The organism is Xanthomonas hortorum pv. cynarae (assembly GCF_002939985.1).
In the GTDB taxonomy this organism is placed as follows: Bacteria; Pseudomonadota; Gammaproteobacteria; order Xanthomonadales; family Xanthomonadaceae; genus Xanthomonas; species Xanthomonas hortorum_D.
The window spans coordinates 162,337-175,861 of the sequence record NZ_MDFM01000004.1; the positions used below are offsets into that span (position 1 = coordinate 162,337).

Annotated in this window: 11 protein-coding genes; all 11 read right to left on the reverse strand. The window is 64.1% G+C overall.

Annotated features, from left to right (window positions below; translation table 11 throughout):
• Positions 1–3: 3 nt before the first annotated feature.
• Complete coding sequence (gene fliS, locus XcyCFBP4188_RS04355) at positions 4–417, reverse strand: flagellar export chaperone FliS (protein ID WP_043910397.1); 414 nt, start codon at positions 415–417, stop codon at positions 4–6.
• A gap of 150 nt (positions 418–567) precedes the next feature.
• Positions 568–1,893, reverse strand: coding sequence for a flagellar filament capping protein FliD (fliD, locus tag XcyCFBP4188_RS04360; protein ID WP_006452269.1), 1,326 nt, complete (start codon positions 1,891–1,893; stop codon positions 568–570).
• A 248-nt stretch (positions 1,894–2,141) separates the two neighbouring features.
• Positions 2,142–3,341 carry a flagellin gene (locus XcyCFBP4188_RS04365; protein ID WP_006452268.1) on the reverse strand — a complete coding sequence of 400 codons (1,200 nt, stop codon included), beginning with the start codon at positions 3,339–3,341 and terminating at the stop codon, positions 2,142–2,144.
• Positions 3,342–3,658: 317 nt separating this feature from the next.
• Positions 3,659–4,864 (reverse strand): flagellar hook-associated protein FlgL, encoded by a 1,206-nt coding sequence (gene flgL / locus XcyCFBP4188_RS04370; protein ID WP_046932596.1) that lies wholly within the window; start codon positions 4,862–4,864, stop codon positions 3,659–3,661.
• Positions 4,864–6,738: a flagellar hook-associated protein FlgK gene (gene flgK / locus XcyCFBP4188_RS04375; RefSeq protein WP_006452266.1), complete on the reverse strand. Its 1,875-nt coding sequence runs from the start codon at positions 6,736–6,738 to the stop codon at positions 4,864–4,866. The genes flgL and flgK overlap by 1 nt, the downstream gene beginning before the upstream one ends.
• An 11-nt stretch (positions 6,739–6,749) precedes the next feature.
• Complete coding sequence (flgJ, locus tag XcyCFBP4188_RS04380) at positions 6,750–7,940, reverse strand: flagellar assembly peptidoglycan hydrolase FlgJ (protein ID WP_006452265.1); 1,191 nt, start codon at positions 7,938–7,940, stop codon at positions 6,750–6,752.
• Between the two features lies 1 nt (position 7,941).
• A complete protein-coding gene (locus XcyCFBP4188_RS04385) occupies positions 7,942–9,060 on the reverse strand; it encodes a flagellar basal body P-ring protein FlgI (protein WP_006452264.1) in 1,119 nt (372 codons plus the stop codon).
• Positions 9,061–9,070: 10 nt separating this feature from the next.
• Positions 9,071–9,763: a flagellar basal body L-ring protein FlgH gene (flgH, locus tag XcyCFBP4188_RS04390; RefSeq protein ID WP_006452263.1), complete on the reverse strand. Its 693-nt coding sequence runs from the start codon at positions 9,761–9,763 to the stop codon at positions 9,071–9,073.
• Between the two features lie 38 nt (positions 9,764–9,801).
• Positions 9,802–10,587: a flagellar basal-body rod protein FlgG gene (gene flgG / locus XcyCFBP4188_RS04395; protein WP_104591698.1), complete on the reverse strand. Its 786-nt coding sequence runs from the start codon at positions 10,585–10,587 to the stop codon at positions 9,802–9,804.
• Between the two features lie 802 nt (positions 10,588–11,389).
• Positions 11,390–12,145, reverse strand: coding sequence for a flagellar basal-body rod protein FlgF (gene flgF, locus XcyCFBP4188_RS04400; RefSeq protein WP_006450210.1), 756 nt, complete (start codon positions 12,143–12,145; stop codon positions 11,390–11,392).
• 144 nt (positions 12,146–12,289) lie between these two features.
• Positions 12,290–13,513 carry a flagellar hook protein FlgE gene (flgE, locus tag XcyCFBP4188_RS04405; protein ID WP_006450209.1) on the reverse strand — a complete coding sequence of 408 codons (1,224 nt, stop codon included), beginning with the start codon at positions 13,511–13,513 and terminating at the stop codon, positions 12,290–12,292.
• Positions 13,514–13,525: the final 12 nt, after the last annotated feature.

Genomic DNA, 13,525 nt, shown 5'->3' on the forward strand with positions numbered 1-13,525 from the left:
AACTCACGAGACGGCAGCAATGCCGCGTTGATTCAAGGGGATGGAATTCCACGCCGAGTCGATTTCGCTGAGCAGTTCCAGCGCTTCGGTCAACGCAGTTTCGTCATTATGCAGATTGGCTGCGGTCAGCCGCTGCATGACGTAGTCGTACAGCGCCGACAGGTTACCTGCGATCTCGCCGCCGGCTTCGTGATCGAGCGAACCGTTCAAGTGACCGACAATGGCGCATGCTTCGCCGATGGCCTTGCCCTTGCGCGCCTGGTCGCCCTGCGCCAGGCAGGCCTGGGCCAGACGAATGCGCTGGCAGGCGCCAGCAAACAGCAACGACACCAGCTTGTGCGGGTCGGCTTCGGTCACGCTGGTGGACACGCCGACCTTGCGGTACTGCTCTGCATATTGGCGATTGGAACCGTACATGGATGACTCCTCAATGGGCTGACCTTCGCTGGTCCCGGAGCGCTGTGCTCCTGCGACGACGCTCCTGCCAGAAGGCAAGGCCGCAATCACGATAGGCCCCTCTTGTATCGGCAAGACCCTCGCAGGACTTGAGGATCGGCATGACGAAACTCAGCTTGTCAGCAGGCTGCTGAGCGAGCCGGTGCTTGCCTGTAGCTTGCTGACCATGGTTTCCATCGCGGTGAACTGCGCGGTCAGGCGGTCGCTGAACTTCACCATACGTGCATCGAGGTCGTCCAGATCGGCCTCGTAGCCTTTGATCTGCTTGTTCAGGCTGTCCGAGCGCAAGGTCAGGGTGCCAGTGGTGACGTTGACATTGCTTTCCAGCAATTTGGTCATCCCGGAGCCGAACTTGCTGTCCTTGCCCAACGCGTCGGTGGCGGCACCGCCGTCGGCGGCGATGGCGGTATCGAACTTGCCGCCATCGAAGCTCATCACGCCATCCTTATCTATGGTCAGGCCCAGCGCCTTGAGTTCATTGACGTTGCCGCTGACCTGACTGCGCAGCTGCTGTTGCAAGCTGCGCACCAGCGAGTCGCCGGTCAACGCCGAGGCCGTCTTGGTGGTGGCGTTATAACTGCTGCTGTTCTTCAACAGCGTGTTGGCTGTGTTGTAGGCGGCGGCGAAGGCGGTGAGATTGCCCTTGAGGCCGCTGGTGTCGGCTGTAACGCCCAGCGTGACCTTTGTGCCTTCGGCTGCCTTGGTGAGGTTGAGCACCACGCCCGGTACGATGTCGGTGATAGTGTTGGAACTGGAGCTGCGCTCGAAGCCATCCACGCGCACCAGCGCATCGGCAGCCGCCGCAGTCTGGGTCAAGCCGCCAGTCGCGCCGCCGCCATATGCCAGGCGGCTCAGGCTCGGGTCGCTGGCGCTGACGGTCAGCGCGCCCTTCACGCCGGTGTCTGCTGCGTTGAACACCAGATGTTGGCCATCGTTGGCGGTCACCACGCTGGCGGTGACGCCCTTGCCACCAGCTGCCTTGTTGATGGCTGCGGCGATGTCGGTGAGCTTGTCGGTACCGCTGATGTCCACGGTGATGCTTTTGTCGCCATACCCGATCGTCAGCGTGCCGCTGCCCACCGTGGCATCGGCAGTGAAGGCACCGGACGCCAGCTTCTGCGCACTGGCCAGCGAGACCACTTCCACCGAGTAGTTGCCGGGTGCGGCCGAACTGGTAGTGGTGGCGGTGAAACCGGCATCGGTCGGCACGGTCGCCTTGTAGGCGTTGGTGTCGGCGCTGCTGACGACCTTGTCCAGCGCAGATTTGAGCGTGGTCATGCTGCTCTTGATCTGGCTGATTGCCGACAACTGGGTCGTCGCGGCGGTGCCGGCCTTGTTGATGCGCGCCTGCTCCGGATCCTTGCGCTGGGCCACAAGCGTGGAGACCACGGTAGGAATGTCCAGTCCGGAACTGGAGGTGCTGACCAACGATGCCATGGTGCGTTCCTCGTCTAGGCGTCCAGCGACAGCGGACGCATGGGGTTACGAGGCTGGTATCGGCCGTATCCGGGAGGACTTTAGCGGCAGCGACCGTTCTCGCTCACAACGACGGCTGTAGCAACTTCCATGCCCGGAATGCGTCAAGAAAACCGCGTCAAAAAACCGTGGCGAGGCCGCGCCAGGTCCGCAGCCACAAAAAAGCCCCTCCGAAGAGGGGCTTTTGACTTGCTGCAAAGCGCTTGCGATTACTGCAGCAGGCTCAGCACGTTCTGCGGAACCGACTTGGCCTGGGCCAGCATCGCGGTGCCGGCCTGCTGCAGGATCTGCGTGCGGGTCAGCTCGGCGGTGGTCTTGGCGTAGTCGGTATCGGCGATCCGGCTGCGCGAGGCCGTCAGGTTCTCCGAGGTGGCGGCCAGGTTGGCGATGGTGGAGGTGAAGCGGTTCTGCACCGCACCCATGTCGGCGCGCGAGGAGTTCACCGAGGTCAGTGCCTTGTCGACGATTTCCAGAGCTTTCTGGGCGCCCGAGAACGTCGAGATATCCAGGCTGCTCAGGGTGGACGCGGTGGAGCCGGAAGCGGCCGAGGCGGTCTGGATGCCTGCACCGGCGGTGATGCCAGCGGCGCCGGAGGTGCCGCCGGACAGCGAGGTGAAGTCCTGGCCAGCCTTCAGCGACTCGAGCTTCACGTTGCCGCTGGTGTCGATCGAGGCATACATGCCGGTCTGATCCAGCTTATCGTTGATCGCCGAGGCAACTTTCTTGTTGATGTCTGCCGCAGTATCGCCGGAAGCGATCTTGATATCGGCGACGGCAACGCTTTTTGCAGCGCCGGAGGCATCCTTGAAGGCCAGAGTGATACCGCTGAGCGAACCCGACGCGGTGGCCGTGCCGGTGACGCCAGCACCGGACACCGATGCTGCGAAGTTGGCCTTGCCCAACGAATCGACATTGGCGTCGACGATGCTGTTGATGCCGATGGTCTGGCCAGCGTCGGCGCCGACCTGGAACAGCGCGCCGGAGAAGTCGCCGTTCAACAGCTTGGTGCCGTTGAAGCTGGTCTGGTTGGCGACGCGATCGATTTCCGAGGTGAGCTGCTTGACTTCGGAGTTCAGTGCTTCACGGTCGGTGGCCGAGTTGGTGGCGTTGGCCGACTGCACCGACAGCTCACGGATACGCTGCAGGTTGTTGCCGATTTCGACCATCGCGCCTTCGGCGGTCTGGGCCAGTGAGATACCGTCGTTGGCGTTACGCGAGGCAACGTCCAGGCCGCGGATCTGCGTGGTGAAGCGCTCTGAAATCGCCAGACCGGCCGCATCGACCGAGGCGCTGGTGATGCGCTTGCCCGAGGACAGCTGCTGGATGCTCAGCGCCATGCTCGAACTGTTGGTGTTGAGGTTACGCTGAGCGTTCAGCGACATTACGTTGGTGTTGATTACCTGTGCCATTTTGATTTCTCCTAAGCGATTTTTCCGGCAAGGGGGACTTGCCCGGAGCCTCCGCAGGGGGGCCATCAAGTTGGCCGTTGCCGCTGCTGAGATGAATAACGGCGTTGCGTCGGGAACCTTTAGCGAAATCCAGTATTTTTTTACTGTTTTTCTGCATCGGGACGAAATACGGAAACGTTGTGTAGCAAGGGGTTTGGTTTATTCGGCAGCACTCCGCAGATCTTTAGCGCTGGTATAACTTTCTACAAATAAACTCCGTCAGCCTGCGCAGGTGCTCACACGCAGGAGCGAAGAAAAACCAAGTTTCTACTGCAAAATCAGCGGAGCAGGTTGAACAACGACGACGACTGCATCTGCTGAAAAATCGTTTGAGCGGCCTGCAACGAGGCCTTCTCGAGTTGGTACTGCCCAATCGCCGAGGCGTAATCCAGATCGCGGATCGACGACAGGGTGGTCTTGAGCGTGACTTCGTTGGATTCGAGCAGCGCGTTGGCGTTATCGATCGCCGACAACTGCGCGCCGCCCGAGGCGCGTGCATCGATCATCTTCGACGAGGCCTGGCTGATGTCGCGCATGGAGGTCTGCAGCGTGTTGATCATCGCTGCCTTCTGCGGCGGGGTCAGGGTGTCGGAGTTGAGTGCGCCGACCAGGTCGTCGATGGTGGAAAACACGTCCTTGGTGGTGGAGGCGCCGATCTGGAAACTGTCGCCCACCGCCGGTGCGCCGCTGATGCGCATGCGCACGCCGGCCGCGGTGATGTCTTCGCCATCTTTGTACGTGCCGGTGCTCACCACTGCGTTGGTGCTGTCGCGCACCTCATAGGTGTTGGCAGCGGTGAACTGCACGCTGTAGCTGCCGCCATTCCAGCTGCCGGTACTGGCATCGCGGCTGAAATCCAGCAGCAGTCCGGTGCCGGTATTGGCACTGTTGGCATGCGCATCCACATTGCCGTCGCCGGTGCGGATGCGCATGAAGATCTCGCTGCCGGGCAGGGTGTCGCTGACAAAAGTGTCCGGCGCCACTTCCACCTGTCTCTGGGTCTGGTCGCCGTTGTAGACAACGCCGCCATTGCTCTTGATGAACGGCGCGCTGCCATCGGCGGTGCCGCCGAACAGGTAGCGCCCGGTGCCGTCGGTACTGTTTGCCAGGCTCACCATGCTGTCGCGCAGCGCGGTCAGTTCCGAGGCAATCGCCTTGCGATCGTCTGGCCCCAGCGCGGAGCTGTTGGCCTGGATCGTCAGTTCGTTGACGCGGGCCATGGCGTCGCCGGCCTGCGCCAGCACGTTTTCCTGCAAACCCAGCCGATTTTTTACGTTGTTGGCATTTTCGCCAAATCGTGTGATCGCCGCCAGGGCGCGATCCAGGCCGACCGCGGTGCCGGCGGCGACCGGGTCGTCCTTGGCGGTGACCAGGCGCTGCCCACTGGCGAGCTGGGCCTCGAGTTGGTTCAGTCGCGACTGCTTGGCCGTCATCGACGACACCGACTGGCTGTACATCATGCTGGTGGAGATACGGTCGGTCATCAGCGTACGGCGCCCAGGATGGCTTGGAAGATGGTGTCGGCGGTGGAGATCATCTGTGCGGCGGCCTGATAGGCCTGCTGCAGTTTCAGCATGTCGGCGGCTTCCTCGTCGAGGTTGACGCCGGAAATCGAATCGCGGCTGGCCTGTGCCTGGTCGTTGATGACCTTCTGCGCATCGGCCGAGTAACTGGCCGCACGTGCAGCCGAGCCCACCGAGGTGGTCAGGCCGGACAGCGCACCATTGAGCGTGACCGTGCCGCCGTTGAGCGCCTTGGCGTCTTCCACCTTGGCCAGCAGTTTGGCGTTGCCGTTGTCGCTGGAGCCGGCGCCCATCGGGCCGACGCCGAAGGTGTCGCCGGCCTTGGGCGCGCCATCCAGCGCAAAACTCCAGCCATTGGCGCTGATGGTCTGGCCGGCGGTGTAGGGAAACGGGCCGTTTCCATCGATGGTGTACTGGTTGGCGTCGATGAACTCCACCGACGACGGCGTCAGCAGCGCAGGGTTCTGCGCATTGGTGACCTTGACGTCGCTGATCTTGCCGGTGCCCAGGTTGGCGAGCGTGGCGGTGGCCTTGACCGGCGTTGCCGCGGCAATCCGCGAGGGGTCGGTGATCGCCACCGAAATGCTGCCAGCCAACCCTGCGGTGGGCTGCAGCAGGAATTTGTCGCCATTGGCCGGCGTGCCGCCAACCACCAGGCTGACACCGTTGAGCACCAGTGGATCGCCCGTGCTGCCGGTGCCGGTGATCGGCACGGCGGCGCCGGTGTCGGCGCGCGTGGCCTTCCACGCCGCACCGTCGAAGCTGAGCGTGACGTTCTGCCCGTCCACTGCGCTCATGTTGCTGAAACTGGCGCTCAGCGCCGCAGTGCCGGTGTTCTTGGGATTGGCAGCGGTAGTGGGCGAGCCGATGTTGAAGAAGTTGCCGCCCATCGCGCCGTACAGGTCCATGCCCTGGGCGTGACCGGCATTGAAGGTGCTGGCCATGCCCACGGCCAGGCGCCCCAGTTCGGCCTGGGTCGGTTCGAGCACGCTGCTACGAAATTCCAGCAGGCCACCCATCTGGCCGCCCAGTGAGTTGGCGCTGAGGCTGACGTTCTGGCCCTGGGTCTGCAACGCCACCTGCAGCTTGGTCGGCTGATACGGGTCGGCCACGGTGGTCAGTTTGGCCGCCGTGGTCCCCACCACCAGCGCCTGGCCGCCGGCGGTGAAAACGTTCATGAAGCCGCCGTCCTGGATCACCGCGGTGCCGCCGGTGAAGCCGACCAGCTTGGACACCAGCGCATCGCGTTGATCGAGCAGATCCGGCGAGGCGTTATCCACGCTGTTGCCGATGGTGCCGTTGATCTTGGCGATCTGCTGGGTGAGGCGATTGACCTCGTCCACCGAGGACGTCAGCCCGTTGTTGACCTCGTTGCTCAGGCTGTCCATCTGCCCATTGAGCTGCTTGAAACGGGTCGCCAACGAGTTGCCGCTGTCGAGCATGCTCTGCCGCTCGGCGGTGGAGGAGGCGTTGGACGACACCGCGCTGGTGGAGTCGAAGAAGTTCGACCACAGCCCGGCGACATTGGTGGCGGTGTTGGAGTACAGGCTGTCGACGCGATTGGTCAGCGAGGACAGCTGCTGCAGGCGCGAGAGCTCGCCGCCGCTGTCGAGCAGGCGCGAGATGGCCAGCTGGTCGGCCACCCGGCCCACGTCGGTGATCTTGGCGCCATTGCCCACGAACGCGTAGCCCATGTCGGTGGGCGTGCGCGTTGCAAATTCCACACGTTGGCGGCTGTAGCCTTCGGTATTGATGTTGGCGACGTTATGGCTAACGGTCGACAACGCCCGTTGGAAGGCGATCAGCGCACTGGTCCCGGTGGACATGATGGACATGGGCGTTTACCTCAACGACGGATGGTGCCAAGCCCGGCGGGCTCGGCGGTGCTGGCATAGCGATTGGACAGGTCGGCCGCCGCGTTGCCGATGGCGGCCACCGCGCGGTCGATGGTCGGACCGTTGGCGATCGCCGCGATCTTGGCTGCATAGCCCGGATCGGTGGCGTACCCAGCCTGTTGCAAGCCGCGTGCAAAACCCTTGATATCGGTGCCGGCCTGCAGTGCGGATTGGTAACGACTGTTGTTCTTCAGCAGCCGCACGTAGTCGGCAAAGCTCTCTTCGGCCGAGCCGTAGGCACGGAAATCGGCGGTTTCGGTGGTTTTGACGCCATTGACGTATTCGTGGGTGCCGGTGGTGACCTTGTCGCCGCTCCAGCCGGTGGCCTTGATGCCGAACAGGTTGTTGGAATCGCCGCCATTGCCGATCCCGCGACGGCCCCAGCCGGTTTCCAGTGCCGCCTGCGCAACAAGCGCACGCGGATCCACGCCCAGTTCGCGCGCGGCTTTCTGCGCATGCGTCCAGATCTTGGCGACGAAGCCTTCCGGGGTGCGCTCGCCGAGGCTGGCGGCGGCGCTGCTGGCCGCGCTCGCATTGACCGCGGCACTGGCATCGGCGGCATCGCTGACCGCCACATCGCTCCAGCGATCGTTGGCCGACGGCCAGCTCAGTGCGGCCGCATCGTCGCCGCCGGACTCGCCACCACCGGTACGCCCGGCGATCAGATCCAGCACCTGGCTCATGCCGATACCGGTCAGGCCGCCTGCGCCGATGCCTGCAGCGGTGCCGACCGCTGCGCCCAGGCTCGCACCGACGCTGGTTGCCGCGCCGTCGCGTGCCGGCAGCGGCAACGAGGCATCGCGCTTGCCGGCGACCAGGGCGTAGGCCTTGGCCGCATCGGCGGTGCTCAGCGAGGTGTTCAACGCCGGGCCGCCAGTGTCGCCACTGAGTTGCTTGGAGATCATCGCCGACAGGCCCAACCCCTTGCCTTCGGTCAGCGCCTTGGCCATCTGCTGGTCGTACATTTCGCGGAACATCTGGTTTTCACCCGGAAACATCGGGTCGCCGGAGCTCGCATCGCGCATGCTCTTGACCAGCATCTGCGCGAACTGGCCTTCGAGCTGACGTGAGACCTTGTCGATCTTTGCCGGATCGGCCTTGGTGCTCGGGTTGAGATCAATGGGCGAGGCTGCGATACGCATGTCAGATGACCTCTAGCTCCGCCGTCAGCGCGCCAGCCTGCTTCAGAGCTTCGAGAATGGCGACCAGGTCGCCGGGAGCCGCGCCCACTTCGTTGACTGCGCGCACGATCTGATCGAGCGTGGTGCCGCCTTCGAACTTGAACATGCGGCTGCCTTCGGAGGTGGCCGTGATGGTCGATTGCGGCGTCACTGCCGTACGGCCGCCACTGAATGCGCCCGGCTGGCTGACGTTGGTGTTTTCGCTGATGGTGACGGTGAGCGAGCCATGCGCAATCGCCGCCGGCATCACCCGCACCAGCTGGCCGATCACCACCGTGCCGGTGCGTGCGTTGACCACCACCTTGGCCGGCGCGTCGCCCGGAGAGAGTTCGACGTTTTCCAGCCGCGCCAGCAGGCCGATACGGGCGCCGGGATCGGTGGGCGAGCGCACCGACACGGTGACGCCATCGACCGCACGCGCGGTGCCGGCGCCGAAGCTGTTGTCGATCGCCGCGACCATGCGCGAGACAGTGGTGAAATCGTTCTGATGCAGGTTGAGCGTGATCTCGCCGGTGCCGGCAAACACGTCCGGCAATGCGCGCTCGACTGTGGCGCCGTTGGGAATGCGACCGACGCTGGGAATGTTGACCGACACCCGCGAGCCGTCCTTGCCCTGCGCGCCGAAGCCACCGACTACCAGGTTGCCCTGGGCCATCGCGTAGACCTGGCCATCGGCGCCTTTCAGCGGTGCCATCAGCAGCGAGCCGCCACGCAGCGACACTGCGTTGGCGATCGAGGAGACGGTGATGTCGATCGGCTGGCCAGGCTTGGCGAACGGCGGCAATTCGGCGTGGATGGCCACCGCCGCGACGTTTTTCAGCTGCGGATTGACGTTCGCCGGAACATTGACGCCCAGCTCGCCGAGCAGGTTCTTCAAACTCTGCACGGTGAAGGGCGCCTGGCTGGTGCGGTCGCCGCTGCCGTCCAGGCCAACCACCAGGCCGTAGCCGACCAGCGCGTTGCCGCGCACGCCGCCGACCTGGGCGAGATCCTTGATGCGCTCGGCCGAGGCTGGCGCGGCAATCGCGCAGACCGCAACAGCGGCAGCGAGCAGACGGAAGGGCAGGGAAGACAGATTCATGGTCGCAGGCTCAGTAGGGCGACAAACGGGAATTGAAGAAGCGGCTCAGCCAGCCCATCGCGTTGGACTGCGCGATCGCGCCGCGGCCGCCGTAGGCGATGCGTGCGTCGGCCACCTTGCTGGAGGGCACGGTGTTGTCCGGGGAGATGTCGGCGGCGCGCACGATGCCTTGCACCTGCACCAGTTCGTCGCCCTGGGTCAGGCGCAGATTCTTCTGCCCCTGGATCACCAGATTGCCGTTAGGCAGGCGCTGCATCACGGTGACGGTCACGCTGCCCTGCATGCGGTTGCTCTGCGCGGTATTGCCCTTGCCATCGAAGCTACGATCGCCGCTGGTGGAGTTACGCAACACGTCGGTGCCGTTGACGGTGAGCGGCACGCCGAGCAGCGTGGGCGTGCTCATGTCCACGGTGTCGGCCTTGCTGATGCTGGTGTTGGCGGTTGACGAGGCGGTCGTGTTTTCCACCAGGTTCACCGTCAGCAGGTCGCCGACATCGCGGGCACGGCGGTCGCCGTACAAGTTCAGGCCCGGGCCGGCGGCATAGATGGCACCGGCGGTGGGCTGCGCCACCGGCGCAACCACCGGCACGATCGGCGCCAGTTCGGCGAACGGCCGCACATCGCCGGCTGCCACGCAACCACCCAGCAGCGCGCTGCAGGCGAGGGCAAGACCCAGAGAGGAGAGAGGGGGCAGGCGTGACATGGCGTGGATTCCTGAGAGGGCAGCGACCGGCGAGCCGATCAGACGTTGTTGTTCAAGTAACCGAGCATCGAGTCGGTGGTGGAGATCGCCTTGGCATTCATTTCGTAGGCGCGCTGGGTCTCGATCATGCTCACCAGCTCTTCCACCGTATTGACGTTGCTGCCTTCCAGGGCGCCCTGCACGGTGGTGCCCAGGCCATTGAGGCCGGGAGTGCCGTTCTGCGCGGGGCCGGAGGCGGTGGTTTCGACGAACAGGTTCTCGCCCTTGGATTGCAGACCCGAGGGATTGATGAAGTCGGTCAGCGTCAACGCGCCGATTTCCTGCGCGGCAGCCTGGCCGGCCAGGGTCACGTTGATGGTGCCGTCGTTGCCGATGGTCAGCGACTGCGCGCCTTCGGGCACCTGGATGCCGGGCTGCAGCGGGTAGCCGCTGTTGGTGACCACTTCGCCCTGCGCATTGATCTGGAAGGTGCCGTCGCGGGTGTAGGCCGAGGTACCGTCGGGCATCTGCACTTCGAAGAAGCCGCGGCCGTTGACCATCACGTCGAGCGCGCGGCCGGTCTGCTGCTGGCTGCCCTGGTCGAAGCCCTTGAAGGTGGAGACCACGCGCACACCGGTACCCAGCTGCAGGCCGGTCGGCAACTGCGTCTGCGCGGAGGTGGAACCGCCCGGCGCACGCACCTGTTGATACAACAGGTCTTCGAACGCAGCACGATCGCGCTTGAAGCCGGTGGTATTGGTATTGGCCAGGTTGTTGGAAATGACCGACATGCGCGTCTGCTGCGCATCCAGTCCGGTTTTGGCGACCCACAAAGCCTGATTCATGACCCGATTCCTCGTTAGACCCGGGGATGTGTTCCGGGCACGGCTGGGTATATGCACGTGCTGTGCCAAACCCGCGCCGGATTTTTGCCGGCTGTGCGCTGGATCACGCGGAGCAGATGCGCGGCGGCCTGCGCAGGGCAGGGCTGGCGGCGGGTAGGCAGCAGCCGGCGGAAGCGGTGGAGCCTGCGCGGCAGATCAGGCGCGGTGGTCGGAGCGGCTAACAAAACATGGACGGGGCTCGCTGACGGCGAGCACAGTGGTTTTTTAGCTGTCTCTTAGTGGATGCAGTCAGAAGCCCAGGTCAAATACTGAGTCGGTCGAGGGCGCGGTGCCCTCACCGCTCGCGGGACACGCCGCAAGTACGTCCGTGTAGGCTCGGTGGCGGCATCCATGCCGCCACACGGTCCCGCAATCGGCGAGGGCACCGCACCANCGTTGTTGAAAGCCACGCCCACCGACCATCTCCACTGGTCCTTGCCCGCCCACCGTCGCGGGACCTTACGCGGCATGGATGCCGCGTAAGAGCCTACACGGACGTACTTGCGGCGTGTCCCGCGATGGTGAGCGGGCAAGGGCCCCGCAGCCAAGCCACAGAGTGAGCCACTTTTAGCCGTTCAAAAGAGAGTGCAGGGACGTACTTGCGACGTGTCCCGCGATGGTGAGCGGGCAAGGGCCCTGCAGCCAAGCCACAGAGTGAGCCACTTTTAGCCGTTCAAAAGAGAGTGCAGGGACGTACTTGCGACGTGTCCCGCGACGGTGGGCGGGCAAGCGCTCTGCAGCAAAGCCACAGAGTGAGCCACGTTTAGCCGTTCAGCCGCATCATCGAATTGGCCGATTGCGCGTTGTCGTCGCCGTTCTTGATGATCTTCACCTGCATTTCGAACTGACGTTGCAGCTGGATCATTTCCACCAGCGCGCCGGCGGCGTCCACGTTGCTGCCTTCCAGCATGCCGCTGTTGATGGTCTTGCCGGTGGCAATCTGGAACGCCTGCGCCGGGTCGGTGCTGGTGTTGCGCATCAGCCCGTCCGGGCGCCGCGTCAAACGGTCGGCGGGGGCATCGACCACCTTCATCTTGCCGACGATGGCCATGGTCTGCGGGCCTTCGCCCTGCGGAATGATCGAGATGCTGCCGTCGCTGCCGATTTCCATCGCCTGGTGCGGCGGAATCGTCATCGGGGCACCACCCTCATCCAGCACCGCATGGCCATTGGCAGTGACCAGCTGGCCATTGGCGGTAAGCGCCAACTCGCCGTTGCGGGTGTAGGCCTCGCTGCCGTCGGGCGACTGCACCGACAGCCAACGGTCCTGTTGCAGCGACACATCCAGCGGATTGCCGGTGACCTGTTGGTGGCCCTGGCTGCGATCGAAACCCTGGTCTACATGCAGCGCATCGATCCGCGACGGGTAGCCCTTGCCCTGGATCTTGAACGCCTCGGTGTTGGCCAACGCGGCCTTGAACCCTACCGTATCGACGTTGGCGAGATTGTGCGACACGGTGCCCTGCGCCTGCAGGGAGGCGCGGGCGCCGGTCATCGCAACGTAGAGAGCTTTGTCCATGGGGCACCGGGAATCGTGAATCGAGAATGGGGAATTGCAAAAGCGGAGTTGCAGGAAGCTGGGAGAGAAGGGGCAAGGCCGGCATCCGATACACGCAATGCCAGCTCTTACGATTCCCTATTCCCAACTCCCGATTCCCCGCCGTTAACGGATATTGATGATCGTCTGGGTGACCTGATCCTGGGTCGAGATCATCTGCGAGTTGGCCTGAAAGTTGCGCTGGGCCACGATCATGTTCACCAGCTGCTCGGTCAGATCCACCGTGGAGGCTTCCAGCGAGCCGGATTCGATCTGGCCCAGGTCCGAAGTGTCCGGTGCGCCGATGCGGGCGGCGCCGGAGGTGTAGCTTTCGGCCCACATGTTGTTGCCCTGCGACTGCAGGCCCTGCGGGTTGACGAAGCTGCTCAGCGCGACCTGGCCCAGCGCCTTGTCGGCACCGTTGGAGTAGCGCGCGAACACCACGCCGCTGGTATCGATGCTGATTTCGTTAAGCTTGCCGCTGGCGTAACCGTCCTGGCGGGTGTCGCGCAGTGCGAACGCCTCGCCGTACTGGGTGGAGCCAGTGACGTTGAGCTGCATGTTCAGCACGCCGGCGCCGGTGCTCGGGGTGAACGGGTCCATCGCGATGATGCCGTTGGCCGGGTTGGTCAACGCACCGGTGTCGGAGAACTGCAGCGCGGTCGGGGCACCGACCGCGGCGCCGTCCACGTAGTTGTGCACCTGCCATTCGTTCGGGTTGGCCGTCTTGACGAAGTAGGAGGTCTGCACATGGCTGACGCCCAGCGAATCGTAAACGTTGATGCCGCCGGTGGAATGGCTATAGGTCTTGTCGTCGGCCGGGTTGAACGGGGTGACCGTCGGTGCGGTGGCATTACCGGGCAGGGTGAAGGCCAGGTTGACCGTGGAGGTCGACTTGGGCGGGCTGTCGGTGGTCAGCAACTGCAGGTCCGACAAACGGCCCACGTCGAAGCCATTGCCGCTGGGATTGGGCGCGAACACCTGCAGGCGTGCGCCCTGTGGGTTGATCACATACCCGTTGGCATCGGTCTGGAAGTTGCCGGCGCGGGTGTACATCTTGGCGCCATTGGAAGACACGGCAAAGAAGCCTTCGCCGGAGATCGCCAGGTCCAGGCTGCGCCCGGTCGGGTCGATATTGCCCTGCGAAAACTGCTGCGCCACATTGCTGACGCGCACGCCCGAACCCACCGCATTGCGCGACAGACCATAGCTGGTGCTCTGGAACATGTCGGCAAACTCGGCGCGCGATTCCTTGAAACCAGTCGTGTTGACGTTGGCGATGTTGTTGGAAGTCACGTTCAGATCGGCATTGGCTGCGTTGATGCCGGACAACGAGGTATTGAAAGCCATGGATGAGGTCCT

Coding starts and splice junctions, on each gene's coding strand:
- flgF (WP_006450210.1), bottom strand. CDS start 12,145: ATGGACAAAGCTCTCTACGTTGCGATGACCGGCGCCCGCGCCTCCCTG.
- flgH (WP_006452263.1), bottom strand. CDS start 9,763: ATGTCACGCCTGCCCCCTCTCTCCTCTCTGGGTCTTGCCCTCGCCTGC.
- fliS (WP_043910397.1), bottom strand. CDS start 417: ATGTACGGTTCCAATCGCCAATATGCAGAGCAGTACCGCAAGGTCGGC.
- flgL (WP_046932596.1), bottom strand. CDS start 4,864: ATGACCGACCGTATCTCCACCAGCATGATGTACAGCCAGTCGGTGTCG.
- flgJ (WP_006452265.1), bottom strand. CDS start 7,940: ATGCGTATCGCAGCCTCGCCCATTGATCTCAACCCGAGCACCAAGGCC.
- flgG (WP_104591698.1), bottom strand. CDS start 10,587: ATGAATCAGGCTTTGTGGGTCGCCAAAACCGGACTGGATGCGCAGCAG.
- flgE (WP_006450209.1), bottom strand. CDS start 13,513: ATGGCTTTCAATACCTCGTTGTCCGGCATCAACGCAGCCAATGCCGAT.
- flgK (WP_006452266.1), bottom strand. CDS start 6,738: ATGTCCATCATGTCCACCGGGACCAGTGCGCTGATCGCCTTCCAACGG.
- XcyCFBP4188_RS04385 (WP_006452264.1), bottom strand. CDS start 9,060: ATGAATCTGTCTTCCCTGCCCTTCCGTCTGCTCGCTGCCGCTGTTGCG.
- fliD (WP_006452269.1), bottom strand. CDS start 1,893: ATGGCATCGTTGGTCAGCACCTCCAGTTCCGGACTGGACATTCCTACC.
- XcyCFBP4188_RS04365 (WP_006452268.1), bottom strand. CDS start 3,341: ATGGCACAGGTAATCAACACCAACGTAATGTCGCTGAACGCTCAGCGT.